Below are 25,080 nucleotides of genomic sequence, written 5' to 3'. Positions count from 1 at the left end.
CGGATCCGGCGCTCCGAATGGCTGATCGTATGTAGGGGGCGACAGGCCCCCGCCGACGATCAACCACGAACCATCCGGGCAGCTGCCCCACGGCCGCGCCCAACTGCCGCGTACACCACAGAAGAGAGACCCCATGTCCTGGCTGTCCAGATTCAGCCTCGCGCAACGGGCCCTGATCGGGCTGATGTCGATCATCGCGCTCGTCTTCGGCGCGATAGCGATCCCCCAGCTCAAGCAGCAACTGCTGCCCACCATCGATCTCCCCGTGGTCTCGGTGCTCGCCCCGTACCAGGGCGCCTCCCCGGATGTGGTCGAGAAGCAGGTCGTCGAACCCCTTGAGAACAACCTCAAGGCCGTGGACGGCATCAGCACCATCACCTCGACGGCCAGCGAGGGCAACGCCGTCGTCATGGCCAGCTTCGACTTCGGCGACGACGGCACGAAGCAGCTCGTCGCCGATGTGCAGCAGGCGGTGAACCGCGCGGGCAACCAGATGCCGGAAGGCGTCGACCCGCAGGTCATCGCGGGCTCCACGGACGACATCCCGACCGTCGTGCTCGCCGTCACCTCCGACAAGGACCAGCAGGCGCTCGCCGACCAGCTGGACCGCTCGGTCGTCCCGGCGCTCCAGGACATCGACGGCGTCGGCCAGGTCACCGTCGACGGTGTGCGCGACCTCCAGATCTCCGTCACGCCCGACACCAAGAAGCTCGCGCAGGCGGGGCTGAACACCGCCTCGCTCTCCGCCGCCCTCAAGGCCGGCGGCGTGCCCGTGGCCGCCGGCGCGTTCGCCGAGGAAGGCACCAGCCGTACGGTCCAGGTCGGCGGCAGCTACACGTCGCTCAAGCAGATCGAGGACCTGCGGATCCCGCCGCCGGCCGCCCCGGGCGGCGGAGCCGGTGCCGGCGGTACGGCCAAGCCCGTACGGGTCGGCGACATCGCCACCGTCGAGCAGCAGCCGGCCGCGGCCACCTCGCTGACCCGCACCGACGGCAAGCCCAGCCTCGCCGTCAACGTGACGATGGACAACGACGGTAGCGCCGTCGCCATCTCGGACGCGGTCAACGACAAGCTGTCCGACATGCGCAAGGACCTCGGTCCCGGGTCGGAGATCACGGTCGCGAGCGACCAGGGTCCTGCCGTCTCCAAGTCCATCTCGGGCCTGACCACCGAAGGCGCTCTCGGGCTGCTCTTCGCCGTGATCATCATCCTGCTGTTCCTCGCGTCGATCCGCTCGACGCTGGTCACGGCGATCTCGATCCCGCTCTCCGTGGTCCTCGCGCTGATCGTGCTCTGGACCCAGGGCATGTCGCTGAACGTGCTGACGCTCGGCGCGCTGACCATCGCGATCGGCCGGGTCGTCGACGACTCGATCGTGGTGCTGGAGAACATCAAGCGCCATCTGAGCTACGGCGAGGAACGGCACAGCGCCATCATCACCGCGGTCAAGGAGGTGGCGGGCGCCGTCACCTCGTCGACCCTCACCACCGTCGCGGTGTTCCTGCCGATCGGACTCGTCGGCGGCATCGTCGGCGAACTGTTCGGTTCGTTCTCGCTGACCGTGACGGCGGCGCTGCTCGCCTCGCTGCTGGTCTCGCTGACCGTCGTCCCCGTCTTCTCGTACTGGTTCCTGCGCCCGCCGAAGTCGGCGCTCGGCGTCAGCCCGGAGGAGGCCCGCAGGGTCGCCGAGGAGAAGGAGTCCCGCGGCAGGCTCCAGCGGATCTACGTACCGGTGCTGCGCTGGGCCACCCGGCGCAGGCTCACCAGCGTGATCATCGCTGTCGTCATCCTGATCGGCACGTTCGGCATCTCGGGTCTCATCAAGACCAACTTCTTCGACCAGAGCGACCAGGACGTCCTGTCCGTCACGCAGAAGCTGCCCGCCGGAACCGACCTGGCGTCGGCCGACGCGGCGGCGAAGAAGGTCGAGAAGGTCCTCGCGGGCCTCGACGAGGTCAAGGACTACCAGGTCACCGTCGGCTCCTCCGGGATCATGGCGGCCTTCGGCGGCGGCACGGGCGCCAACCAGGCGTCCTACCAGGTGACGCTGAAGGACGCGTCGGCGTACGAGAAGACCCAGGACGAGATCGAGAAGGGCCTCGCCAAGCTCGACGGCATCGGTGACACGACCGTCGCGGCCGGCGGCGGCTTCGGCAGCACGGACCTGAGCGTCGTCGTCAAGGCGTCCGAGGCCGACACCCTGAAGAAGGCGTCGGACCAGGTACAGGCGGCCGTCGCGAAGCTGGACGACGTCACGGACGTACAGAGCGACCTGTCGCAGAGCATCCCGCGCATCTCGGTCACGGCCAACTCCAAGGCGGCCGACGCCGGTTTCGACGACATGACGCTCGGTGCGGCCGTCGCCCAGGCCGTCAGCGGTACGAAGTCCGGGCAGGCGATGCTCGGCGACACCGAGCGCGACGTCGTCGTCACCTCCGCCAAGCCGGCCGCCACGATCGCCCAGCTCAAGGACCTGTCGCTGGGCCCGGTGAAGCTCGGCCAGATCGCCGACGTCAAGGTGGTGCCGGGACCGGTCACCATGACGCGGATCGACGGTGCCCGCGCCGCGACGATCACCGCCAGGCCGACCGGTGACAACACCGGCGCCGTCAGCACCGCGCTCCAGTCGAAGATCGACGATCTGAAGCTGCCGGCCGGTGCCACCGCCTCCATCGGCGGTGTCTCGCAGGACCAGGACGACGCCTTCGTCAAGCTGGGCCTCGCCATGCTGGCGGCCGTCGCGATCGTCTTCATGCTGCTGGTCGGCACGTTCAGGTCGCTGATCCAGCCGCTGATCCTGCTGGTCTCGATCCCGTTCGCCGCCACCGGCGCGCTGGGCCTGCTGCTCATCACCGGTACACCGCTGGGTGTGCCCGCGATGATCGGCATGCTGATGCTGATCGGCATCGTCGTGACCAACGCGATCGTGCTGATCGACCTGATCAACCAGTACCGGGCGCAGGGTCTGAGCGTGGTCGACGCGGTGGTCGAGGGTGGCCGTCACCGGCTCCGCCCGATCCTGATGACCGCCCTGGCGACGATCTTCGCGCTCCTCCCGATGGCGCTGGGTGTCACCGGGGAGGGCGGCTTCATCGCCCAGCCGCTGGCGGTCGTGGTGATCGGCGGTCTGGTGACGTCGACGCTGCTGACGCTGCTGCTCGTACCGACGCTGTACGCGATGGTGGAGCTGCGCAAGGAGCGCCGCGCGAAGAAGAAGGCGGCCAAGCGGTCGGCGAAGCAGGACGACACGTCCGCCGAGCCGGACAGGGAGCCCGCGAACGCCTGATCCGCCGAATCCGCCGTACGTCTTCCGTACGGAACGCCCAGGGGCCCCCGCCGTCCGGCGGGGGCCCCTGGTGCGTCACGGACGCGCTCTACGGCAGCGCCAGCATCCGCTCCAGCGCGAGCTGTGCGAGATCCGCCGTCTCCCGGTCGACCTGGATCCGGTTGACCTCGTTGCCCTCGGCCAGCGACTCCAGCGTCCACACCAGGTGCGGCAGGTCGATGCGGTTCATGGTGGAGCAGAAGCAGACCGTCTTGTCGAGGAAGACGATCTCCTTGTCCTCGGCGGCGAAACGGTTCGCCAGCCGCTGCACGAGATTCAGCTCCGTACCGATGGCCCACTTGGAGCCGGCCGGGGCGTCCTCAAGGGCCTTGATGATGTACTCCGTCGAACCGACGTAGTCGGCGGCCGACACGACCTCGTGCTTGCACTCCGGGTGCACCAGCACATTGACGCCCGGTATCCGCTCGCGCACGTCGTTCACCGAGTCCAGCGAGAAGCGGCCGTGCACGGAGCAGTGGCCGCGCCACAGGATCATCTTCGCGTCCCGCAGCTGCTCGGCGGTCAGCCCGCCGTTGGGCTTGTGCGGGTTGTACAGGACACAGTCGTCCAGGGAGAGCCCGAGGTCCCGCACGGCCGTGTTGCGGCCGAGGTGCTGGTCCGGCAGGAACAGCACCTTCTCGCCCTGCTCGAAGGCCCAGTTCAGGGCACGCTCGGCATTGGACGACGTGCAGATGGTGCCGCCGTGCTTGCCGGTGAACGCCTTGATGTCGGCGGACGAGTTCATGTACGAGACGGGTACGACCTGCTCGGCGATCCCGGCCTCGGTCAGCACGTCCCAGCACTCGGCGACCTGCTCGGCCGTCGCCATGTCGGCCATCGAGCAGCCGGCCGCGAGGTCGGGCAGGACGACCTTCTGGTCGTCGCCGGTGAGGATGTCGGCGGACTCGGCCATGAAGTGCACACCGCAGAAGACGATGTACTCCGCCTCCGGGCGGGCAGCCGCGTCCCTGGCCAGCTTGAAGGAGTCGCCGGTCACGTCGGCGAACTGGATGACCTCGTCACGCTGGTAGTGGTGGCCCAGGACGAACACCTTGTCCCCGAGCTTCTCCTTGGCGGCGCGTGCGCGCTCCACCAGGCCGGGGTCGGACGGCGACGGCAGATCACCCGGGCACTCGACGCCGCGCTCGCTGCGCGGGTCGGCGTCGCGGCCGAGCAGCAGCAGGGCGAGGGGCGTCGGCCGGACATCGAGATCCTGACGGGGCTGGGCGGTGGTGGTGGTCACGTCACGCACCCTTTCTTCTCTGCGGAGGAGCCTTTTCGTCTAATTGACGTTATCCATCATATCCCCTTCACGTCACTTTGACGATGCCGATCGCGTCGATGTGACGCATGACGAAGGGAGCTCGGCCCCGTGCCGTTCCCCCGCGTGGTGTGCGAGCATGAAGAGGAAGAGAAAGACAAATGCCAGGGCCGGAATGAATCAGCGGCCATGCCGGTTGCACTGTCGGCAAGCAGTCCGTACAACCCGGGAGAGAAGCAGATGTCCGTATCGGACGACACCACAACCGTGAGCGACGGCATCCTCCTGTCCGACGCCGCCGCGGGCAAGGTCAAGACCCTGCTGGACCAGGAAGGCCGGGACGACCTCGCACTGCGCGTCGCCGTTCAGCCCGGTGGCTGCTCCGGTCTGCGCTACCAGCTGTTCTTCGACGAGCGCTCGCTCGACGGCGATGTCGTCAAGGACTTCGGCGGCGTCAAGGTCGTCACCGACCGCATGAGCGCCCCGTACCTGGGCGGCGCCTCGATCGACTTCGTCGACACCATCGAGAAGCAGGGCTTCACGATCGACAACCCGAACGCGACGGGCTCCTGCGCCTGCGGTGACTCCTTCAGCTAGATCTTTTCGGCTGCCGGACAGAGCCGAAGAAGGCGGCGATCCCTGAAGGGACCGCCGCCTTTCGCATGCCTGGCGCCATTCACCGGTGGCTCAGCCGCGGCCGATTTTCTCGCCCGTCGTGCCGTTCACGACCTGCCGGCCGCCCAGCGGGCGCTCCAGCGTCACCGACGCCGTCTGCTCCTTGGCCATCGCCACACAGACCGTCCCCGGATCCTGGACCGGCTTCACCACCTCGACCTTCACCGCCGTACCGCTCTCGTCGGCGCGCGCCGTGTACGTACCGCAGACCCCGCCCCAGAACCGCACGGTGAGCTTCGTGCCCTCGGCGCTGTACGACATGACCTGCTTGCCCGGTGTGTCACCGGCGCTCTTCCCCGGGCCCACCGGTGAAGGGCCGCCCGGCATCTCCTGGTGCGGCGGCAGCGCGGGGGAAAGGAACTCGGGCGACACGGCCGGCCGGGTGAGCGTGTACGGCAGATTGCCGCCGCCGGGCGACACCTGGAACAGCCAGGACGGTACGAGCGCCCGGTGGCCGCCGACGCTCTGCGCCGCCAGACCGAACTCGGCCTTGTCGATCACCACGGCCTCGGGCGGCGCCGTCGGCTTGGGGGTGCACGGCGCGGCCGGCTTCTCCGCACCGGTCAGCGGCTCGGGCGTCGCGCAGCCGCCGACGCTGCCCCGGCCCGCACCCGACGCCGTGCTGTTCAGCTGCTTCAGCGCCTCGGCCGCGCTGATCACCGGATAGCTGTCGCCCCGCGCGGGCACGCTCAGCTGACCGCTGCCGCCGCTCACGGTGCCGTCGGCGGCGATCTGCAGCCCCGTCGACCAGCCGTACGTCGGCGCGCCGCCGACCAGCGGATTCGCGTTCACCACCCGGACCGCGCCCATCAACTGGCGCGCGTCCAGGCGGGCGTCACCCTGGCCCACGGCCTTGAGCACGGGCGCCGCCGCCTTCTTCGCCGCGTCCTCACTCACCGGCCCGCCACCCTCGACACCGCCGGCCGCGCCGCCGACGCTGCCGCCACCTCCGCCGCTCGGACAGGCCTTGCCCTTCAGGCAGTTGTCACCGCCGGGGGAGGGCGCGTACCGGGCGAACGTCCAACTGCCCGGCGCCTGCCGCTCCACCCGCAGCAGCGGACCCGAACCGTCCTTGTCCGCGCCGACCTTCCACGCCGTGCCGTCCGGCTGCGGTGTGCCCGACACGCCGAGCGCGGTCGCCAGCCGGGTCACCTCGGCCGCCGTCACACCCGACCCCGCCCGGTAGACACGGGCGTTCTCGGGCCCCGCGGGCAGCTTCCCCGCCGCGCGGTAGATCACCCGACCTGGATCAGGCTCGCCCGGCGCGATCCCCTCGGGGGCGCTCGGCGCCGGACCCGTCGCCGTGGACGGCACCGGATAACCGTCGAGGGCCAGCTTGGGCGGGTGGTGCGCCGCCTTCGCTTCACCGTCCCCCGAAGCGGCCGTCGCGAAGTACGCGCCGCCGCCCGCCACGATCAGTACCGCTGCCGCGACCGCGCCCACGGCGAGCGGGTGCCGCCCCCTGCGCCTGTTCTCGCTGTCGCCGTCTCCCGCGCTCTCGCGGGGCTGATCCGTACTGGTCACCGCTGCGCTCCCTCGGCCGGCTCGTCGTCCTGCGGACACCACTGGGACGGCGGCGGCCCGCAGCCGGTTCCCCCGGCACCGCGATCAGCGCGACGTCACTCGCCGTACTGGGCCGTTCCGGCGATCAGCCGTACCGAACCGGCCGGCACCGTGATCCCCCGGATGTGTGAAGGCGGCACGGGGACGGCGGCCGAAGGAGCGGGCGCCAGCCAGTGCGGCGCCATCCGCGCGCAGTCCCCGCGCAGCTGCGCCAGGCTGATCTCGGCCTCAAGGCCGCCGGTCCCCGTACCGTTCTCGGAACGCCCGCTGTGGTTCGCCATACGTCCACGGTAGGCAGGGTCCGGCGACCGGACAAACCCCTACCATCCGGTAGTTTCCCGTCCGTCGGCCGTCGGGTCCGCCGGCCGACAGGACGAAGCCGTGCCGACCGGCCGCCCGCGCGACCCGGTAGCGTGAACTGTCAACCGTTCTCCTCTCCAGGAGCGTTCACGCCGTGCGAATCGCAGTCTCCGGCTCCATCGCCACTGACCATCTGATGACCTTCCCGGGCCGCTTCGCCGACCAACTGGTCGCCGAACAGCTCCACACGGTCTCCCTGTCCTTCCTGGTCGACAACCTCGACGTGCGCAGGGGCGGTGTCGGGGCCAACATCTGCTTCGGCATGGGCCAGCTGGGCACGCGCCCGATCCTGGTCGGCGCGGCCGGCTCGGACTTCGACGAGTACCGGTCCTGGCTCGACCGGCACGGCGTCGACACCGGCTCCGTCCGCATCTCGGAGGTCCTGCACACGGCCCGCTTCGTGTGTACGACGGACGCCGACCACAACCAGATCGGCTCCTTCTACACGGGTGCCATGAGCGAGGCCCGGCAGATCGAGCTCAAGAAGATCGCCGACCGCGTCGGCGGCCTCGACCTGGTGCTGATCGGCGCCGACGACCCCGAGGCGATGCTCCGCCACACCGAGGAGTGCCGCAGCCGGGGCATCCCGTTCGCCGCCGACTTCTCCCAGCAGATCGCGCGGATGGAGGGCGACGACATCCGGGTCCTGCTCGACGGCGCCGCCTACCTCTTCTCCAACGAGTACGAGAAGGGGCTCATCGAGTCCAAGACCGGCTGGACGGACGCCGAGATCCTCAGCAGGGTCGGCCACCGCGTCACCACCCTCGGCAAGAACGGCGTCCGCATCGAGCGCGTCGGCGAGGAGCCGATCGAGGTCGGCTGCGCGCAGGAGGAGACCAAGGCCGACCCGACGGGCGTCGGTGACGCCTTCCGCGCCGGCTTCCTCTCCGGGCTCGCCTGGGGCGTCAGCCTGGAGCGCGCCGCGCAGATCGGCTGCATGCTCGCCACCCTGGTGATCGAGACGGTCGGCACGCAGGAGTACACCCTGGCGAGGACGCACTTCATCGAGCGCTTCACCAAGGCGTACGGTCACGACGCCGCCGTCGAGGTGCAGACCCACCTGGGCTGAGCCGCCCGGTCACGACACCAGCTACTACGACACCCGGCGGACCACGTAAGCGACACCGTGGTCCGCCGGCTGCTCGCCGACGTACTCCTGGCCCCGCATCTCGCACCAGGCGGGGATGTCGAGCCGCGCCGCCTCGTCGTCCGCGAGGACCGTCACCGTCCCGCCGACCGGCACGTCACCGATCACCTTCGCCAGCTCGATCACCGGGATCGGGCAGCGCCTGCCGATCGCGTCGACCAGCAGCGACGCCGTGCCCGCCGGCTCCGCGCCGACCCGGGTCACCGGAGCGCCGAGCCGGGCCCGTACCGACGCCACGGCGGCCGGCAGCACGTCGAGGAACCGCTCGACGTCAGCCGCCGGGGTGCCGAGGGGGAGCGAGACCCGGACGTTCCCCTCCGACAGCACCCCCATCGCCTTCAGCACATGGCTCGGGGTCAGCGTGCTGCTCGTGCACGACGAACCCGACGACACGGAGAAGTCAGCCCGGTCCAGCTCGTGCAGCAGCGCCTCCCCGTCGACATAGAGACACGAGAAGGTGACGAGGTGCGGGAGCCGGTGCTCCGGGTCACCCACCACCTCGACATCGGGCACCAGTTCGGGCACCCGGGTCCTGATCAGCTCCACCAGCGCCCGCAGCCGGGCCGCCTCACCGGCCGCCTCGTCCCGTACCGCGCGCAGCGACGCCACGGCCGCCACGATCGCCGGAAGGTTCTGGAAGCCGGGCGTACGCCCCGACTCCCGCTCGTCGGCGGGGCCTTGGGGGGCGAACCGCACCCCCTTGCGTACGGTGAGCAGCCCGACCCCGGGCGGACCGCCCCATTTGTGGGCACTCGCCGTCAGCAGCGACCAGGCACCGTCCACCGGACCCCAGCCCAGCGACTGCGCCGCGTCCACCAGCAGCGGCACCGACCGGCTCCGGCACACCTCGGCGACCTCGGCCACCGGCTGCTCCGTCCCCACCTCGTGGTTGGCGGACTGCAGGGCGGCCAGCGCGGTCTGCGCCCCGAGCGCTTCGGCGTACGCGCCGGGCGACACGGCCCCGTACCGGTCGACCGGCACCTCCGTCACCGGGCCGCCGGTCGCCGCCTCGTGGGCGGCGGCGCTGTTCAGCACCGACGAGTGCTCCACCGCGGACACGACCACATGACGTCCGACACGCCGACGGCCGAAGAGAGCTCCGGACATCCCCGCGTGCACCGCGTGCGTGCCCGAAGGGGTGAATACGAGTTCGTCGGGGCGGCATCCCACGGCGTCGGCGGCGGCCTCCCTGGCCGCGTCGAGGAGCAGCGCGGCCCGCCGCCCCTCCCGGTAGAGCCGGGCGGGATCCGCCCAACCCTCGTCCAGGGACGCCTGAAGGGCCTGACGGGCCACGGGATGGAGCGGGGCGGCGGAGGCAGAGTCGAAGTACGGCACCGCGCCACGCTAACCCCGCACGCGAAGGGAGCGTCAGAAGTGGCCCGGATGCTGGCATTCCACCCCTTCGGGGTGTCGGACGGCGCGTTGGGCACCCTCCCCGCGCGACCCCAAATTGCGTCCAGTAGGGTTTGGTCCGCATAAACATCCAAACCCCTGCCCGCGTCAGGGCCGGCGACCGACCGAGACGGCCGCAGCCGGCCGCGCGGGCGAGACTCTCGGGAAGGCGCTACGTGAGTCCCAACGGCTCCGACCGCTCGTCGCGGCGCCCGATGCGGCGGAAGCTGCCGCAGGTGCTGACTGCGGGCCTGATCCTGGTAACCGCAACCGGTTGCACATACAAGGACTTCCCCCGCCTGGGTATGCCCACCCCGGTGACGGAAGAGGCCCCTCGGATCCTCTCCCTCTGGCAGGGCTCGTGGGCGGCAGCGCTCGTCACGGGCGTACTGGTATGGGGTCTGATCCTGTGGAGCGTCATCTTCCACCGGCGCAGCCGCACGAAGATTGAGGTCCCCCCACAGACCCGGTACAACGTCCCGATCGAGACGCTGTACACCGTGGTCCCGCTCATCATCGTCTCGGTGTTCTTCTACTTCACCGCGCGTGACGAGTCGAAGCTCCTCGAACTCTCTCCCAAGCCGGTCCACACGGTGAACGTGGTCGGCTACCAGTGGAGCTGGGGCTTCAACTACATCGAGAACGTGGACGGCAGCGCCTCCACGGGGACGAAGATCCCCAGCCAGCTCGACGCGATTCCCGAACGGTTCACGAAGGCGTTCCCCAAGGGTGCCGAAGGCGTCTACGACGCGGGTGTCCCCGGCGAGCGGAACCCGCAGACCGGCAACCCCGGTCCGACGCTGTGGCTGGCCAAGGGCGAGAAGGTCCGGTTCATCCTGACCTCGCGCGACGTCATCCACGACTTCTGGGTCGTGCCGTTCCTGATGAAGCAGGACGTCATCCCGGGGCACGCCAACTCCTTCGAGGTGACGCCGAACCAGGAAGGCACCTTCCTCGGCAAGTGCGCCGAACTCTGCGGTGTCGACCACTCGCGCATGCTGTTCAACGTGAAGGTCGTTTCGCCTGAGCGTTACCAGCAGCACCTGAAGGACCTGGCCAAGAAGGGTCAGAACGGCTACATCCCCGCCGGTATCCCGCAGACGGCCCCGGCCAGGAACGCGGAGGACAAGAAACTGTGAGCATCCTCAACGAACCCAAGGGTGCCGCGCCGGCTGATCCTTATCCCGACGAGCTCCCGGTCCGGCGCAAGCAGCCGGGAACCGTCGTGGTGAACTGGCTGACGACGACCGATCACAAGACGATCGGGACGATGTACCTCATCACGTCGTTCGCGTTCTTCTGCATCGGCGGCATCATGGCGCTCTTCATGCGCGCCGAACTCGCCCGTCCCGGCACGCAGATCATGTCGAACGAGCAGTTCAACCAGGCGTTCACGATGCACGGCACGATCATGCTGCTGATGTTCGCGACGCCGCTGTTCGCCGGCTTCGCGAACTGGATCATGCCGCTGCAGATCGGCGCGCCCGACGTGGCGTTCCCGCGGCTGAACATGTTCGCCTACTGGCTCTACCTGTTCGGCTCGACGATCGCCGTGGGTGGCTTCCTCACCCCGCAGGGCGCCGCCGACTTCGGCTGGTTCGCCTACTCGCCGCTGTCGGACGCGGTCCGCTCGCCGGGTATCGGCGCCGACATGTGGATCATGGGTCTGGCCTTCTCCGGCTTCGGCACGATCCTCGGTTCGGTCAACTTCATCACCACGATCATCTGCATGCGCGCGCCCGGCATGACGATGTTCCGGATGCCGATCTTCACCTGGAACGTGCTGCTCACCGGCGTTCTCGTCCTGCTGGCCTTCCCGGTGCTCGCCGCCGCGCTCTTCGCCCTGGAGGCCGACCGGAAATTCGGGGCGCATGTGTTCGACGCCGCCAACGGCGGTGCCTTGCTGTGGCAACACCTCTTCTGGTTCTTCGGCCATCCAGAGGTGTACATCATCGCCTTGCCCTTCTTCGGGATCATCTCCGAGGTGATCCCTGTCTTCAGCCGCAAGCCGATGTTCGGCTACATCGGTCTGGTCGCCGCGACGATCTCCATCGCGGGCCTGTCCGTGACGGTGTGGGCGCACCACATGTACGTCACCGGCGGTGTGCTGCTGCCGTTCTTCTCCTTCATGACGTTCCTCATCGCGGTACCGACCGGGGTGAAGTTCTTCAACTGGATCGGCACGATGTGGAAGGGCTCGTTGTCCTTCGAGACACCGATGCTGTGGACGGTCGGCTTCCTGGTCACGTTCGTCTTCGGCGGTCTGACCGGGGTCATCCTGGCGTCGCCGCCGATCGACTTCCACGTCTCCGACTCGTACTTCGTCGTCGCGCACTTCCACTACGTCGTCTTCGGCACCGTGGTCTTCGCGATGTTCGCCGGTTTCCACTTCTGGTGGCCGAAGTTCACCGGCAAGATGCTCGACGAACGGCTCGGCAAGATCACCTTCTGGACGCTGTTCATCGGCTTCCACGGGACCTTCCTCGTCCAGCACTGGCTGGGCGCCGAGGGCATGCCACGCCGGTACGCCGACTACCTGGCGGCCGACGGGTTCACCGCGCTGAACACGATCTCGACGATCAGCTCGTTCCTGCTGGGCCTGTCGATCCTGCCCTTCCTGTACAACGTCTGGAAGACGGCGAAGTACGGCAAGAAGGTCGAGGTCGACGACCCGTGGGGCTACGGCCGTTCGCTCGAATGGGCGACGTCGTGCCCGCCGCCGCGGCACAACTTCATCACGCTGCCGCGCATCCGGTCCGAATCGCCGGCGTTCGACCTGCACCACCCGGAGATCGCCGCTCTCGACCAGCTCGAGAACGTCGGTCACGGCGGCACGGACCCCGCCCTCACCGGTAGCAAGGAGGCCAGCAAGTGAAGGTCCAAGGCAGGCTGTTCCTCTGGCTCAGCTTCTTCATCCTGGCCGTCGCCGTCGTCTACGGCTACTGGTCCAAGGAAGCGGCCGGCACGACCGCGCTCTTCCTGGCCTTCGCACTGGCCATCATGATCGGCTTCTACCTGTCCTTCACGGCCCGGCGGATGGACTCGCTGGCCCAGGACGACAAGGAAGCCGACGTCGCCGACGAGGCCGGCGAGGTGGGGTTCTTCTCCCCGCACAGCTGGCAGCCGTTCTCGCTGGCCATCGGTGGTGCGCTGGCGTTCCTCGGCGTGGCCATCGGCTGGTGGCTGCTCTACTTCTCGGCGCCGCTGATCGTGGTCGGTCTGTGGGGCTGGGTCTTCGAGTACTACCGGGGCGAGAACCAGAACCAGTGACCGCCCGGCGGTAGTGCCCCTCCCGGCAAGCTTTGCCCTGTCGCGGTCCCCGGCACGCGCGCTCGCCGCGTTGGCCGGGAGCCTGAGTAGCTCCGCTACAAGGGCTCCCGGCCGCCTTGCGATCACACGCACCGGGCCCCGCTCCTTCACGGGCAAACATTGCCGGTCACGGCACTAGCACACGCACAAAAGCGACAGGGCCCCGACACTCCGGCCGGAGTGTCGGGGCCCCCCGTTTGCCACACTCATCGCGCTGTGGCTGATGAACCTTCATACCGTGTGACACATGAACCACACGCCACGCTTCCGCACCGTTGTCAGCTGCACCCTGCTGGTCGTGTCCCTCGGGGCGGGCGCGGCCGCGTGCGCCGGCAGCGACAGCAGCCCGCTCTCCGCCGACCCGTTCGACGCAGCCGACCAGATCTCCTTCCACGCCCCCGGCGGCACGTCGAAGGGCGACCTCGTCGGCCTCGACAAGCCGCTGGAGATCACCGCCAAGGGCGGTGACGGCCGCATCACCGACGTCACGGCCACCGACACGGCCGGCCACTACCTCAAGGGCGAACTGGCCGCCGACGGCTCCCGCTGGCACTCCACGGCGCCGCTGACCGCCGGCACCCACTACACCGTCAAGATCGCCACGGAGGACGACGACGGCGCCCCCGGCGCCCGTACGTACAGCTTCCAGACGGCGACGGCGCCCGGCAAGAAGCAGCTCAAGGTCACCTTCGGCCCCGACGCGGGGGAGTACGGCGTCGGCCAGCCGGTCACCGCCGTACTGAGCGCGCCGGTCAAGTCCAAGGCGGCCAGGGCCGTCGTCGAGCGCTCCCTGAAGGTCCGCTCCACCCCCGCGGTCGAAGGCGGCTGGCACTGGGTGGACGACAAGAACCTGCACTTCAGGCCCAAGGAGTACTGGCCGGCCCACGCGACGGTCACCGCCACCAGCACCCTGGAGGGCGTGAAGGTCGCCGACAAGCTGTACGGCGGCGCTGCCAAGCCGCTCAGGCTCACCACCGGCGACCGGCTCGAAGCCATCACCGACGCCGCCTCGCACACCATGACGGTGCTGCGCGACGGCAAGGAGATCAACAGCATCCCGGTGACCACGGGCAAGCCCGGGTTCGACACGCGCAACGGTGTCAAGGTCGTCCTGGGCAAGGAGGCGTTCGTCCAGATGCGCAGCAGCACCGTCGGCATCTCGGCGGGCAGCAGCGAGTCCTACGACCTGCCCGTCCACTGGGCGACCCGGCTCACCTGGAGCGGTGAGTACGTGCACGCGGCGCCCTGGTCGGTCGGCTCGCAGGGCTCGGCCAACGTCAGCCACGGCTGTGTCGGCATGTCGACCGACAACGCCGAGTGGTTCTTCAACACCGTCCGGCCCGGCGACATCGTGAAGGTCGTCAACAGCGACGGCCACACGATGGAATCTTTCGGGAACGGCTTCGGCGACTGGAACATGCCCTGGAACAAGTGGACCCAGGGCAGCGTGTTGCAGGCGTCGGCCGGCAGCGGGGCGGCCACCGCGGACGGTGCCACCGGCCCCGCCGACCCGGCCCGGCTGCGGCCCCAGCTCTGACCGCCGCCGTGCGCGAACAGGCCGTCAGGCGCCCACGGCGAGCCTGCGGCGCAGCAGGGAGGCCAGTGTGTCCGCGAAACCGACCGGTTCGACCGGGAGGGTCACCGCGGCCTCCGCGCGGCTCCAGGTGGCCAGCCAGGCGTCCTGGGGGCGGCCCATCAGCAGCAGCACGGGCGGGCAGTTGAAGATCTCGTCCTTGATCTGCCGGCAGACACCCATCCCGCCGGCGGGCACGGTCTCCCCGTCCAGCACACAGACGTCGATGCCGCCCTTGTCGAGTTCCTTGAGGACCGCGTGCAGAGTCGCGCACTCCAGGAACTTGACCGGGGGCACGTCCGCAGCGGGCCTGCGGCCCGCCGCCAGCCGCACCTGCTCGCGGGTGTTCGCGTTGTCGCTGTAGACCAGCACCGTGGCAGTCGGCTGCATTTTTCCTCCGTCACATCAGTACCGATGGGCGGATGCTACTCCGTCGGACAGCGTGTCAGCACGGGTTCTGCACGGGGAATGACAGCACTCCACTGGGCTGTTCGGGCAGGACACGGGCCATGGACACACCGAAGAGCACCCCCGGGAGTGAGGGCGGGATAAGCGACCGACATAATGTCGGTCGTGGCGACAGCAACGACAGTAGAAACCGGGCACGCGCACCCGTCGGTCAATCGGCCGAACCTCACCAGCGTCGGAACCATCATCTGGTTGAGTTCCGAGCTGATGTTCTTCGCGGCCCTCTTCGCGATGTACTTCACCCTTCGATCGGTGACGGGCGATACGCACTGGAAGGAAGTGGCGTCGAGCCTGAACGTTCCGTTCTCGGCTACGAACACCACGATCCTGGTGCTCTCCTCCCTCACCTGCCAGCTCGGCGTCTTCGCCGCCGAGCGGGGTGACGTGAAGAAGCTCCGCACCTGGTTCTCGATCACCTTCGTGATGGGCGCGATCTTCATCGGCGGTCAGATCTTCGAGTACACGGAGCTGGTCAAGAACGACGGCCTCTCGCTGTCGTCCGACCCGTACGGCTCCGTGTTCTACCTGACCACCGGCTTCCACGGGATGCACGTGACAGGGGGTCTCATCGCGTTCCTGTTCGTCCTCGGCAGGACGTACGCGGCGAAGAGATTCACCCATGAGCAGGCAACCGCCGCCATCGTCGTGTCCTACTACTGGCACTTCGTCGATGTCGTCTGGATCGGCCTTTTCGCCACGATCTATCTGATCAAGTAGCGGGCAGAGCGCCCGACGCGCTCGCACACAGTCCAGAAGCACCGACGCTGAAGATCCTGACACCGGGGTAATCCGTGAAAAAGCTCTCCGCACGACGACGCCATCCGCTGGCGGCGGTCGTCGTCCTACTCCTCGCGCTGGCGGCCACCGGGGGGCTGTATGCCGCGTTCGCGCCCGCTGACAAGGCCCAGGCCCAGGCGGGCTCCCAGTCCACCGCCAAGATCACCGAGGGCAAGAAGCTGTTCGCCGTCGGCTGCGCGAGCTGCCACGGAATGGGCGGTCAGGGCAGTTCCGACGGTCCCAGCCTGGTAGGCGTCGGCGCGTCCGCCGTGGACTTCCAGGTCGGCACCGGCCGGATGCCCGCCCAGCAGCCCGGTGCCCAGGTGCCGGCGAAGAAGGTCATCTACTCGCAGAAGGAGATCGACGCGCTCGCCGCGTACGTGGCCTCCCTCGGCGCCGGCCCGAGCGTGCCGACGTCCAAGGAGTACAGCCCCGCGGGCGCCGACATCGCCAAGGGCGGCGAACTGTTCCGTACGAACTGCACCCAGTGCCACAACTTCACCGGTGAGGGCGGCGCCCTGACACACGGGAAGGTCGCCCCCAACCTCGACGGTGTCGACCCCAAGCACATCTACGAGGCCATGCAGACCGGCCCGCAGAACATGCCGTCCTTCCCCGACACGACGATGCCCGAGCAGCAGAAGCAGGACATCATCGCGTACATCAAGTCGGTGAACGGCGCGGAGGCCGAGAGCCCCGGCGGCCTCTCGCTCGGTGGCCTCGGCCCCGTCAGTGAGGGACTGTTCGCCTGGATCTTCGGTCTGGGTGCGCTCATCGCAGGTGCCATCTGGGTTGCGGCCCACACCGCTAAGGCCAAGAAGTCATGAGTAGCCAAGAGATTCCAGAAGAGAACCTGCCGAGTGCGCAGGAGACCTCGCACAGCGAGGTGGTGACGGCGAAGGACCCCTTCGCCGACCCGGGCCTGCCGGCCCACCAACCGCGGGTACAGGACATCGACGAGCGGGCGGCCGACCGGTCCGAGCGCGTCGTCGCCTTCCTGTTCGTGCTGTCGATCCTGGCGACGGTCGGATTCATCGCGTGCTACGTGATCTTCCCGGTCGACAAGATCGAGTACATCTTCCCGTTCGGTCACGTCAGCATCCTGAACTTCTCGCTGGGCCTGACGCTGGGTGTCGCACTGCTGTGCATCGGCGCCGGCGCCGTCCACTGGGCCAGGACGCTGATGTCGGACGAGGAGATCGCCGACGACCGCCACCCGATCGAGGCGTCGCCCGAGGTCAAGGCGCAGGTCCTGCGGGACTTCGCGGCCGGCGCCCGGGAATCGGCCCTCGGCAGGCGCAAGCTGATCCGTACCACCATGTTCGGTGCGCTGGCCGTCGTGCCGCTCGCCGGTGTGGTGCTGCTGCGCGACCTCGGTCCGCTGCCCGAGAAGAAGTTCCGGGTCACGCTGTGGGCCAAGGGCAAGCAGCTCATCAACATGAACACGAATCTGCCGCTGCGCCCCGAGGACGTCGCCGTGGGCTCGCTGACCTTCGCCATGCCGGAGGGGCTCAGTGAGGACCAGGAGGAGTTCCAGAAGGAGATCGCCAAGGCGGCCCTGATGATCGTGCGGATCCAGCCGGACGAGATCAAGGACAAGCGCGAGCTCGAGTGGTCCCACGAGGGGATCGTGGCCTACTCGAAGATCTGCACCCACGTCGGCTGCCCGATCAGCCTGTACGAGCAGCAGACACACCACGTGCTCTGCCCGTGCCACCAGTCCACCTTCGACCTCGCCGACGGCGCGCGTGTGCTCTTCGGCCCGGCCGGCCACGCACTTCCGCAGCTGCGGATCGGCGTGAACAGCGAGGGCAACCTGCAAGCACTCGGCGACTTCGACGAGCCTGTCGGTCCTGCCTTCTGGGAGCGCGGATGAGTACTGCGACGGACGAGACGAACCGCACGGCGCCGGCGGGCGAGAAGATCGCCGACTGGGCCGACGGCAGGCTGGGGATCTACTCCCTCGCCAAGTCCAACATGCGCAAGATCTTCCCGGACCACTGGTCCTTCATGCTCGGGGAGATCTGCCTCTACAGCTTCATCATCATCATCCTCACGGGTGTGTATCTGACGCTGTTCTTCCACCCGTCGATGAACGAGGTGGTGTACCACGGCAGTTACGTCCCGCTGCAGGGCATCCGGATGTCGGAGGCGTTCAACTCGACGCTCCACATCAGCTTCGACGTCCGTGGCGGTCTGCTGATCCGGCAGATCCACCACTGGGCGGCGCTGATCTTCCTCGCCGGCATGTTCGTGCACATGATGCGCGTGTTCTTCACGGGCGCCTTCCGCAAGCCCCGTGAGATCAACTGGATGTTCGGCTTCCTGCTGTTCGTCCTCGGTATGTTCACCGGCTTCACCGGCTACTCCCTCCCGGACGACCTGCTCTCCGGTACCGGCGTCCGGTTCGTGGACGGCGCGATCCTCTCCGTCCCGATCGTCGGCTCGTACCTCTCGACGTTCATCTTCGGCGGGGAGTTCCCCGGCGGCGACTTCGTGGCCCGGTTCTACTCGGTCCACATCCTGCTGCTGCCCGGCATCATGCTCGGCCTGATCGTGGGTCACCTGATCCTGGTCGTCTACCACAAGCACACCCAGTACGCGGGCCCCGGCAAGTCCAACAAGAACGTCGTCGGCATGCCGCTGCTCCCCGTCTACATGGCCAAGGCCGGCGGGTTCTTCTTCCTGGTCTTCGGTGTCATCGCCATCGTCGCCGCCATCGCCTCGGTCAACCCGATCTGGGCCATCGGCCCCTACCGGCCCGACCAGGTCTCCACCGGCGCCCAGCCCGACTGGTACATGGGCATGCCGGAAGGCCTGATCCGAGCGATGCCAGGCTGGGAGATCAACTTCGCCGGGCACACGCTCGTACTGGGCGTGTTCATCCCGCTGCTGCTCCTGCCGCTGGTGCTCACCGCCATCGCCGTCTACCCGTTCATCGAGTCCTGGGTCACCGGCGACAAGCGCGAGCACCACATCCTGGACCGGCCGCGCAACGCCCCGACGCGTACCGCCTTCGGTGTCGCCTGGATCACCTGGTACATGATCCTGCTGGTCGGTGGTGGCAACGACCTCGTCGCCACGCACTTCCATCTGTCGATCAACACGATCACCTGGTTCATCCGGATCGCGTTCTTCGTCGCCCCGGTCCTGGTGTTCATCCTCACCAAGCGGATCTGCATCGGACTTCAGCGCAGGGACGCCGAGAAGGTGCTGCACGGCCGCGAGTCCGGTGTCATCAAGCGGCTGCCGCACGGCGAGTTCGTCGAGGTGCACACGCCGCTCGCCCAGGGCGACCTGTACAAGCTCACGGCGCACGAGCAGTACACGCCGGACGAGATCGGCCCGACGACCGACGAGAACGGTGTCGAGCGCAAGGTCTCGCCCGTCGAGAAGGCCAGGGTCAAGCTCAGCAAGGGCTACTACGGCGAGGGGAACCAGATCCCCAAGCCGACGGCCGAGGAGTACAAGGAGATCACGAGCGGCCACGGCCACCACTGATCTCCGGCCTGACGGTCGCCACCACCGAGGGCCCCGGCCCGGCACCCCGCGAGGGGAGCCGGCCGGGGCCCTCGGTCGTGCCATCGGCGTATCTCATCGCCGGTGCGCGCCGATAGGCTTGCCGCCACGTCGGCCACGTCGCACCGGCCACGCGCCGGTCCCCAGACCCCCAGGAGCGAGCATGAGCGCTGTTACCCCCGTCGGAGGCGACACCGTGGCGGCCCGCACCTGGCCGGGCGTCCTCACCCCGCTCATGCGCGGCCAGGACCTGTCCGTGGAGGACACCGCCTGGGCGATGGACCAGATCATGAGCGGCGAGGCGACCGACGTGCAGATCGCCGGCTTCGCCGTGGCCCTGCGGGCGAAGGGCGAGACGGTCGAGGAGGTCTCGGGACTCGTCCGCAGCATGTACGAGCACGCCCGCACCATCGAAGTGCCGGGCCGCACCGTCGACATCGTCGGCACCGGCGGCGACATGGCGAAGACCGTCAACATCTCGACCATGGCGGCGATCGTCGTCGCGGGCACCGGCGCGAAGGTGGTCAAGCACGGCAGCCGCGCCTCGTCGTCGGCGAGCGGCGCCTCGGACGTGCTGGCGCAGCTCGGGGTCAATCTGGAGCTGTCGCCGGAGCGGGTGGTCGAGGTCGCCGAGGAGGCGGGCATCACCTTCTGCTTCGCGGTCAAGTTCCACCCCGCCCTGCGGCACGCGGCGACGGCGCGGGCCCAGCTCGGCACCCAGACCACGTTCAACATCCTCGGCCCGCTCACCAACCCGGCCCGGGTACGCGCCCAGGCGGTCGGTGTCGCCGACCTCCGGATGGCACCGATCGTGGCCGGTGTGTTCGCCGAGCGCGGCCACTCGTCGCTGGTCTTCCGCGGCGACGACGGCCTCGACGAGCTGACCACGACGGCGACCTCCCGCGTCTGGCTGGTCCGGGAGGGCAAGGTCACCGAGGAGGCCTTCGACCCGCGCGACGTCGGCCTGGAGCTCGTCCCCGTCGAGGCCCTGCGCGGCGCCGACGCGGCGTACAACGCCGAGGTGGCCCGCCGGATGCTGGCGGGCGAGGAGGGCCCCGTACGGGACGCGGTGCTGCTGAACGCGGCAGCCGCGCTGGTGGCCCTCGACCAGACGGGGGACCCGCTCACGCTGCAGCTCTCGGCGGGACTCGCGAGGGCGGCCGAGTCGGTCGACTCGGGCGCCGCGGGGCGCACGCTGGAGCGCTGGGTGGCGGCGTCACAGCGCGCGTAGCCCGCGCGTGGACCGTCGTGTCCGGCTCGGTCTCAGCCCTGTCCGCAACGTGGAACGGGGTTGAGGCCGGGCGGCACCCTGTGCCAGACTTCTTCACAAGGTCATGAGTGACAGCGTTAAGGCCCCGGCTTGCTGTCCGGCAACCCTCCGTCCGTGGCGGGGTGCCCCGGGTGAAGACCAGGCCGTAGGCAGCGAGGTCTACGGCAAGCGCGGACCCCTCTCTGCTGTGGGGTCCTGGTCCCCAGGGAGTCTGGCATGTCCGTGTTTTCCGACGTCGTCACCACCACCGCCCCGCTGCCCGTCCTCGGACGTGACGTCAGCGTGCCGCTGGTCACCGGCGGCGAGGTCAGCTACGCGGCGCTCGACTACGCGGCCAGCGCGCCCGCGCTGCAGCGGGTGTGGGACGACATCGCCGCGTACGCGCCGTACTACGGCAGCGTGCACCGCGGCGCCGGCTACCTGTCGCAGCTCTCCACCGACCTGTTCGAGAACAGCCGCCGCACCGTCGCCGAGTTCCTCGGCTGCCGCGCCGACGACCAGGTCGTCTTCACCCGCTCCACCACCGACTCGCTGAACCTGCTGGCAGCCGTCGTGCCGGCCGGCTGTCAGGTCTTCGTCTTCGAGACCGAGCACCACGCCTCGCTGCTGCCGTGGCGCGCCGCCGACGTGACGTACCTGGACGCGCCCAGGACCCCGGCCCAGGCCGTCGAGATCCTGGAGCGCGCGCTGGCGGCGCGCACCGGCGAAGGGCCCGCGCTGGTCTGTGTGACCGGGGCCTCGAACGTGACGGGCGAGCTGTGGCCCGTACGGGAACTGGCCGCGGCGGCGCACGCCCACGGTGCGCGGATCGTGCTCGACGCGGCGCAGCTCGCGCCGCACCACCCGGTGGACATCGCCGAACTGGACGTCGACTGGGTGGCCTTCTCCGGGCACAAGCTCTACGCGCCGTTCGGCTCCGGGGTGCTCGTCGGCCGCGCCGACTGGCTGCTGGCCGCCGAGCCGTATCTGGCGGGCGGTGGCGCCAGCCGTAAGGTCACGCGCCGCGACGACGGCGGCGTTGACGTCGACTGGCACACCAACTCGGCCCGGCACGAGGCGGGTTCGCCGAACGTCATCGGGGTGTACGCCATCGCGTCGGCCTGCAAGGCCCTCACCGAGGCCGGCTTCGACTCGCTGGTGGCCAGGGAGCAGGAGCTGGTCGGCCGGGTGCGGGCCGGGCTCGCCGAGGTGCCGGGAGTGAAGGTGCTGTCGCTGTTCGGGGACGACGCGCCGAGGGTGGGTGTCATCTCGTTCGTGGTCGAGGGGTGGAACAGCTCGCACTTCGCTGCGGCGCTCTCCGCCGAGTACGGCATCGGTGTGCGGGACGGTCTGTTCTGCGCGCACCCGCTGGTGCGGACGCTGCTGGACAGCGACCCGCAGGAGCCGGGCGAGTGCGGCGCCCCCGAGGCCGCGCCCGGCGAGCGCTCGCTGAACGCGATCCGGGTCAGCTTCGGCGCCGGCACCCCCGACGAGCACGTGGAGCGGTTCGTGGCGGCCGTGACGGAGCTGGTGCGCGACGGCGCGCGGTGGAGCTACCGCACCGAGGACGGCCGCTGCGTGCCGGACCGCGACGCCGCGTAAGGACCGAGGCGCGCGGGAACGCGCGGACTCAGGCGTCGAGGCCGATGGAGAAGGCCGCTTCCAGGTCGTGCTGGGAGTACGTACGGAAGGCCACGTGCGTGTCCGTGGCCTCGACGCCCTTGATCTTGCTGATGCTGCCGGGGATGACGTCCGCCAGGTCGTCGTGCTTGGCCACGCGCACCATGGCGATCAGGTCGTACGTCCCGGTCACCGAGAACACCTCGCTGACGCTGTCCAGCGACGCGATGGCCTCCGCGATCTCGGGGATCCGGTCCACGCTGGTCTTGATGAGCACGATCGCGGTGATCACGGTTGGCGTTCTCCCTCGGTGGCCCCGGTTTGGGCCCTCACTCTATCGGTACGCCAGTACCGCACCCAGGCGTAGAGGAACCCTCCGCCGAACCCCACGAGGTGCGCGAGATAGGCGACTGCGGGACCGTCCGGCGGGGTCTGTTGCTGTGCCACGTACTGCAGGGCGAACCAGAAGACCAGCACGATCCAGGCGGGGAAGCGCAGCGGCAGGAAGAAGAGGAACGGGAAGAGGCTGGTGACCCGCGCCTTGGGGAAGAGATAGAGGAAGGCGCCGAGCACACCGGCGATCGCGCCGGAGGCTCCGACCAGGGTCTCCTGCGACGAGGCGTTGGCGATCGCGTAGGCGGTCAGCGCGAGGTAGCCGATGACGAGGTAGAACACGGCGAACCGCAGCCGACCCATGCGTTCCTCGGCCATCGCGCCGAAGACGTAGAGGAACAGCATGTTGCCGAGCAGGTGCAGCCAGTTGCCGTGCACGAACAGGGCGGTGAGAGGGGTGAGCAGGGCGTGCGGCGACCCGGTCATCAGCTGGCTCGGGATGACGCCCCACCGCTCGAAGTACGCGCTCTGCGCCGCGAGCAGCGCGTCACCTCTGCCGTACACCGGATTGAAGCCGGACAGCGGACTGACCAGGAAGGCCAGACAGCACAGCCCGATCAGGGCGTAGGTCACCACAGGGCCGTCGTCCGTCGTCCGCCACCTTTTCACTGACAGAGCATGTCGTACCGGGGCGTACCGGTACAGAGTGCCTCGCCGGGGTTCGGGGTAGGCGGTGGGTAAGCGGAAGGCCGTAGGGTTACGCCACCGCGGGCAACCGTGGTGGCGGGCGACGAGAAGAGGACGGCACGATGGCGACGGTTCCCCAGCCGACTTCCGAGCAGCGGTGGCGTTGTGCCCTGTGCGGCAATCTCACCCGGTTCGACGTGACACGTACGTCGAAGGCCGTCGAGTACGTCCATCTGGACCTGGCAGGGGATCCGAAGGTCGAGGAGCGCGAGGTGGTCAGTGAGACCATCGAGTCCGTGCGGTGCCGTTGGTGCAACGCGGTGGATCAGATCGAGCTGGTGGACAGGCCGGGCGCCGGCTCCTGAGGGAGCCGCCCGAAAGGGGTAGTGGGGTGACGGATCGTGGAGCAGCCCGCAAGCGGTGCTGAGTCGGCCGGTGCGGCCGACGGTGACGCCGCCGAGGTGCTCGACCGCCCGCTGCCCGACGGGGTCAGGCGGCGGGTCGTCGCGCTGGTCTCGGACGCTTTCGGCGGGCTGACCGTCGCCGAGCTGCCCACCCAGCTGCGGCAGTACGCCCGTTTCACCCCGAACAGGCGGGCGAAGTTCGCCGGCAACGCGATGGCGGCGGCGCTGGAGAGTGACCCGCTGTTCCGCCAGCGTATCGGCGAGCGGCTGGGTGCGGCGCAGCCCGAACTGGCCGAGGCGCTGGAGGCGGGATCGCCGCCCGCGGCCGCCGATCCGGTCGATGTGGCCGCCGCCGCGTACGTACTCAGGCCCCCCGGATGGGTGAAGTTGGTGACCGCCGCGGGCGAGGAGGCCCTGCGGGCGGAAGCGGAACGCGCCGACGAGGAGGCCAGGCGCGAGCTGGAGCAGCTGCGGGACGATCTCGCCGCTGCCAGGGCCCAGACGAAGAGCGAGACGGAGCGGCTGCGCGCCGAGCTGGAGGCCGTACGCAAGGACGCGGAGTCGCTGCACCGCAAGCTGCGCAGCGCGCAGAGCGATGTGAAGCGCGGCGAGGCGGCGCTGCGCCGGGTCAACGCGGAGCTGGAGGGCGTCAGGTCGGAGAGCGCCGCCCAGGTGTCGGCGGCCGAGAGCGAGACCCGGCGGATCAGGGCGCGGCTCGCCGAGGCGGAGTCCGCCGTCGAGACCAGCAGGCGCGCGGCGCGCGAGGGCCGTTCGATCGAGGACATGCGGCTGCGGCTGCTGCTCGACACGGTGCTGGAGTCGGCCCAGGGGCTGCGCCGCGAGCTGGCGCTGCCGCCCGCGTCCGCGCGGCCCGCCGACACGGTCGACGCGGTCGAGCCGGGCCGGATGTCGCCGAAGGACGTGGCGGCGCGGGCGCTGTCCGACACGGACCCGGCGCTGCTCGACCAGCTGCTGGCGCTGCCGCAGGCGCATCTGCTCGTGGACGGCTACAACGTGACCAAGACCGGTTATCCGACGATGCCACTGGAGAAGCAGCGGCTGCGGCTGCTGGGCGGTCTCGCCATGCTCGCCGCACAGTCGGGCGCCGAGATGACGTGTGTCTTCGACGGCGCCGAACTGGCGGCTCCCGTGCTGCTCGCGCCGCCGCGCGGGGTGCGGGTGCTGTTCTCGAAGCCGGGGGTCACCGCGGACGAGCTGATCCGCCAGTTGGTCCGGGCGGAACCGCCGGGCCGGCCGGTCGTGGTGGTCTCCACGGACCGTGAGGTCGCCGACGGAGTGGCGAAGGCCGGCGCCCGGCCCGTCGCGTCCGCCTTGTTGCTGAAGCGGCTTTCGCGCGCCTGAGCAACTGTTGCGGCTAATGACCGAATTGATTGCTTCACGTCACAACATGGCGTCAA

The 25,080-nt window shown here is 69.3% G+C and carries 22 protein-coding genes and 1 riboswitch; of the genes, 15 read left to right on the top strand and 7 right to left on the bottom strand.

Going from position 1 to position 25,080, the window contains the following annotated elements:
• Window positions 1–133: 133 nt before the first annotated feature.
• Window positions 134–3,286, top strand: coding sequence for an efflux RND transporter permease subunit (locus tag OHS57_RS10495; protein ID WP_328581728.1), 3,153 nt, complete (start codon window positions 134–136; stop codon window positions 3,284–3,286).
• An 88-nt stretch (window positions 3,287–3,374) separates the two neighbouring features.
• Here the strand turns inward: OHS57_RS10495 and nadA are convergent, their stop codons facing one another.
• A complete protein-coding gene (gene nadA / locus OHS57_RS10490; protein ID WP_041990573.1) occupies window positions 3,375–4,577 on the bottom strand; it encodes a quinolinate synthase NadA in 1,203 nt (400 codons plus the stop codon).
• Between the two features lie 249 nt (window positions 4,578–4,826).
• Here nadA and OHS57_RS10485 point away from each other — a divergent pair, with 249 nt between their 5' ends.
• On the top strand, window positions 4,827–5,183 hold the full coding sequence (locus OHS57_RS10485) for a HesB/IscA family protein (RefSeq protein WP_041996613.1): 357 nt from the start codon (window positions 4,827–4,829) through the stop codon (window positions 5,181–5,183).
• Window positions 5,184–5,273: 90 nt separating this feature from the next.
• Here OHS57_RS10485 and OHS57_RS10480 read toward each other — a convergent pair whose 3' ends face one another.
• On the bottom strand, window positions 5,274–6,785 hold the full coding sequence (locus OHS57_RS10480; protein WP_328581727.1) for a hypothetical protein: 1,512 nt from the start codon (window positions 6,783–6,785) through the stop codon (window positions 5,274–5,276).
• Window positions 6,786–6,880: 95 nt separating this feature from the next.
• Entirely contained in the window at window positions 6,881–7,105 is a 225-nt protein-coding gene (locus OHS57_RS10475) for a hypothetical protein (protein WP_041990577.1), read from the bottom strand.
• Window positions 7,106–7,278: 173 nt separating this feature from the next.
• On the opposite strand from OHS57_RS10475, the gene OHS57_RS10470 reads away from it, so the two are divergent.
• The gene (locus OHS57_RS10470; RefSeq protein WP_041990578.1) at window positions 7,279–8,253 is read left to right on the top strand and encodes a carbohydrate kinase family protein; all 975 of its coding nucleotides are present in this window, start codon (window positions 7,279–7,281) and stop codon (window positions 8,251–8,253) included.
• Between the two features lie 24 nt (window positions 8,254–8,277).
• On the opposite strand, the gene OHS57_RS10465 is transcribed toward OHS57_RS10470, so the two are convergent.
• Window positions 8,278–9,666 carry a cysteine desulfurase/sulfurtransferase TusA family protein gene (locus tag OHS57_RS10465; protein WP_328581726.1) on the bottom strand — a complete coding sequence of 463 codons (1,389 nt, stop codon included), beginning with the start codon at window positions 9,664–9,666 and terminating at the stop codon, window positions 8,278–8,280.
• A gap of 233 nt (window positions 9,667–9,899) precedes the next feature.
• On the opposite strand from OHS57_RS10465, the gene ctaC reads away from it, so the two are divergent.
• The 4 genes from ctaC (at window position 9,900) to OHS57_RS10445 (ending at window position 14,569) form a co-directional block, all read left to right on the top strand.
• On the top strand, window positions 9,900–10,862 hold the full coding sequence (ctaC, locus tag OHS57_RS10460) for an aa3-type cytochrome oxidase subunit II (protein ID WP_041990581.1): 963 nt from the start codon (window positions 9,900–9,902) through the stop codon (window positions 10,860–10,862).
• Entirely contained in the window at window positions 10,859–12,598 is a 1,740-nt protein-coding gene (gene ctaD, locus OHS57_RS10455; protein ID WP_041990582.1) for an aa3-type cytochrome oxidase subunit I, read from the top strand. The genes ctaC and ctaD overlap by 4 nt, the downstream gene beginning before the upstream one ends.
• The gene (locus tag OHS57_RS10450) at window positions 12,595–12,993 is read left to right on the top strand and encodes a cytochrome c oxidase subunit 4 (RefSeq protein ID WP_041990584.1); all 399 of its coding nucleotides are present in this window, start codon (window positions 12,595–12,597) and stop codon (window positions 12,991–12,993) included. Before ctaD ends, OHS57_RS10450 begins: the two co-directional genes overlap by 4 nt.
• A 286-nt stretch (window positions 12,994–13,279) precedes the next feature.
• Window positions 13,280–14,569, top strand: a complete 1,290-nt coding sequence (locus OHS57_RS10445; RefSeq protein WP_041990586.1) for a L,D-transpeptidase — start codon at window positions 13,280–13,282, stop codon at window positions 14,567–14,569.
• 24 nt (window positions 14,570–14,593) lie between these two features.
• Here OHS57_RS10445 and OHS57_RS10440 read toward each other — a convergent pair whose 3' ends face one another.
• Window positions 14,594–14,995: a hypothetical protein gene (locus tag OHS57_RS10440; protein ID WP_041990588.1), complete on the bottom strand. Its 402-nt coding sequence runs from the start codon at window positions 14,993–14,995 to the stop codon at window positions 14,594–14,596.
• Window positions 14,996–15,169: 174 nt separating this feature from the next.
• Between OHS57_RS10440 and ctaE the strand changes: the two genes are divergently transcribed.
• The 6 genes from ctaE to OHS57_RS10410 all read left to right on the top strand — a co-directional run bounded on the left by ctaE (window position 15,170) and on the right by OHS57_RS10410 (window position 22,220).
• Window positions 15,170–15,790, top strand: coding sequence for an aa3-type cytochrome oxidase subunit III (gene ctaE / locus OHS57_RS10435; RefSeq protein WP_041990590.1), 621 nt, complete (start codon window positions 15,170–15,172; stop codon window positions 15,788–15,790).
• A gap of 74 nt (window positions 15,791–15,864) precedes the next feature.
• On the top strand, window positions 15,865–16,677 hold the full coding sequence (gene qcrC, locus OHS57_RS10430; RefSeq protein WP_041990592.1) for a cytochrome bc1 complex diheme cytochrome c subunit: 813 nt from the start codon (window positions 15,865–15,867) through the stop codon (window positions 16,675–16,677).
• Window positions 16,674–17,726, top strand: coding sequence for a cytochrome bc1 complex Rieske iron-sulfur subunit (gene qcrA, locus OHS57_RS10425; protein ID WP_041990594.1), 1,053 nt, complete (start codon window positions 16,674–16,676; stop codon window positions 17,724–17,726). The genes qcrC and qcrA overlap by 4 nt, the downstream gene beginning before the upstream one ends.
• Entirely contained in the window at window positions 17,723–19,351 is a 1,629-nt protein-coding gene (qcrB, locus tag OHS57_RS10420) for a cytochrome bc1 complex cytochrome b subunit (protein WP_041990596.1), read from the top strand. The genes qcrA and qcrB overlap by 4 nt, the downstream gene beginning before the upstream one ends.
• A gap of 181 nt (window positions 19,352–19,532) precedes the next feature.
• The gene (trpD, locus tag OHS57_RS10415) at window positions 19,533–20,600 is read left to right on the top strand and encodes an anthranilate phosphoribosyltransferase (RefSeq protein WP_328581725.1); all 1,068 of its coding nucleotides are present in this window, start codon (window positions 19,533–19,535) and stop codon (window positions 20,598–20,600) included.
• Between the two features lie 99 nt (window positions 20,601–20,699).
• Window positions 20,700–20,816, top strand: a riboswitch (SAM riboswitch).
• A gap of 39 nt (window positions 20,817–20,855) precedes the next feature.
• The gene (locus tag OHS57_RS10410; protein WP_328581724.1) at window positions 20,856–22,220 is read left to right on the top strand and encodes an aminotransferase class V-fold PLP-dependent enzyme; all 1,365 of its coding nucleotides are present in this window, start codon (window positions 20,856–20,858) and stop codon (window positions 22,218–22,220) included.
• A gap of 28 nt (window positions 22,221–22,248) precedes the next feature.
• Here OHS57_RS10410 and OHS57_RS10405 read toward each other — a convergent pair whose 3' ends face one another.
• Together OHS57_RS10405 and OHS57_RS10400 are read right to left on the bottom strand one after the other, a co-directional pair.
• Window positions 22,249–22,530 carry an Lrp/AsnC family transcriptional regulator gene (locus tag OHS57_RS10405; RefSeq protein WP_041990602.1) on the bottom strand — a complete coding sequence of 94 codons (282 nt, stop codon included), beginning with the start codon at window positions 22,528–22,530 and terminating at the stop codon, window positions 22,249–22,251.
• On the bottom strand, window positions 22,527–23,240 hold the full coding sequence (locus tag OHS57_RS10400) for a rhomboid family intramembrane serine protease (RefSeq protein ID WP_241778617.1): 714 nt from the start codon (window positions 23,238–23,240) through the stop codon (window positions 22,527–22,529). Before OHS57_RS10400 ends, OHS57_RS10405 begins: the two co-directional genes overlap by 4 nt.
• 140 nt (window positions 23,241–23,380) lie before the next feature.
• Here OHS57_RS10400 and OHS57_RS10395 point away from each other — a divergent pair, with 140 nt between their 5' ends.
• Window positions 23,381–23,623, top strand: a complete 243-nt coding sequence (locus OHS57_RS10395; protein WP_041990606.1) for a hypothetical protein — start codon at window positions 23,381–23,383, stop codon at window positions 23,621–23,623.
• Window positions 23,624–23,659: 36 nt separating this feature from the next.
• Window positions 23,660–25,024, top strand: coding sequence for an NYN domain-containing protein (locus tag OHS57_RS10390; RefSeq protein WP_041990608.1), 1,365 nt, complete (start codon window positions 23,660–23,662; stop codon window positions 25,022–25,024).
• The last annotated feature ends 56 nt before the right edge of the window (window positions 25,025–25,080 follow it).

Source organism: Streptomyces sp. NBC_00370 (assembly GCF_036084755.1).
GTDB lineage: Bacteria > Actinomycetota > Actinomycetes > Streptomycetales > Streptomycetaceae > Streptomyces.
Note: the sequence above shows the minus strand (reverse complement) of the source record. Positions and strands in the feature narration are given on the sequence as shown.

Excerpts from the sequence above, each read along its gene's own strand:
- OHS57_RS10495 (WP_328581728.1), top strand. The coding sequence starts at position 134 with ATGTCCTGGCTGTCCAGATTCAGCCTCGCGCAACGGGCCCTGATCGGG.
- OHS57_RS10485 (WP_041996613.1), top strand. The coding sequence starts at position 4,827 with ATGTCCGTATCGGACGACACCACAACCGTGAGCGACGGCATCCTCCTG.
- OHS57_RS10475 (WP_041990577.1), bottom strand. The coding sequence starts at position 7,105 with ATGGCGAACCACAGCGGGCGTTCCGAGAACGGTACGGGGACCGGCGGC.
- OHS57_RS10445 (WP_041990586.1), top strand. The coding sequence starts at position 13,280 with ATGAACCACACGCCACGCTTCCGCACCGTTGTCAGCTGCACCCTGCTG.
- OHS57_RS10440 (WP_041990588.1), bottom strand. The coding sequence starts at position 14,995 with ATGCAGCCGACTGCCACGGTGCTGGTCTACAGCGACAACGCGAACACC.
- ctaE (WP_041990590.1), top strand. The coding sequence starts at position 15,170 with ATGTCGGTCGTGGCGACAGCAACGACAGTAGAAACCGGGCACGCGCAC.
- qcrA (WP_041990594.1), top strand. The coding sequence starts at position 16,674 with ATGAGTAGCCAAGAGATTCCAGAAGAGAACCTGCCGAGTGCGCAGGAG.
- qcrB (WP_041990596.1), top strand. The coding sequence starts at position 17,723 with ATGAGTACTGCGACGGACGAGACGAACCGCACGGCGCCGGCGGGCGAG.
- trpD (WP_328581725.1), top strand. The coding sequence starts at position 19,533 with ATGAGCGCTGTTACCCCCGTCGGAGGCGACACCGTGGCGGCCCGCACC.
- OHS57_RS10410 (WP_328581724.1), top strand. The coding sequence starts at position 20,856 with ATGTCCGTGTTTTCCGACGTCGTCACCACCACCGCCCCGCTGCCCGTC.
- OHS57_RS10395 (WP_041990606.1), top strand. The coding sequence starts at position 23,381 with ATGGCGACGGTTCCCCAGCCGACTTCCGAGCAGCGGTGGCGTTGTGCC.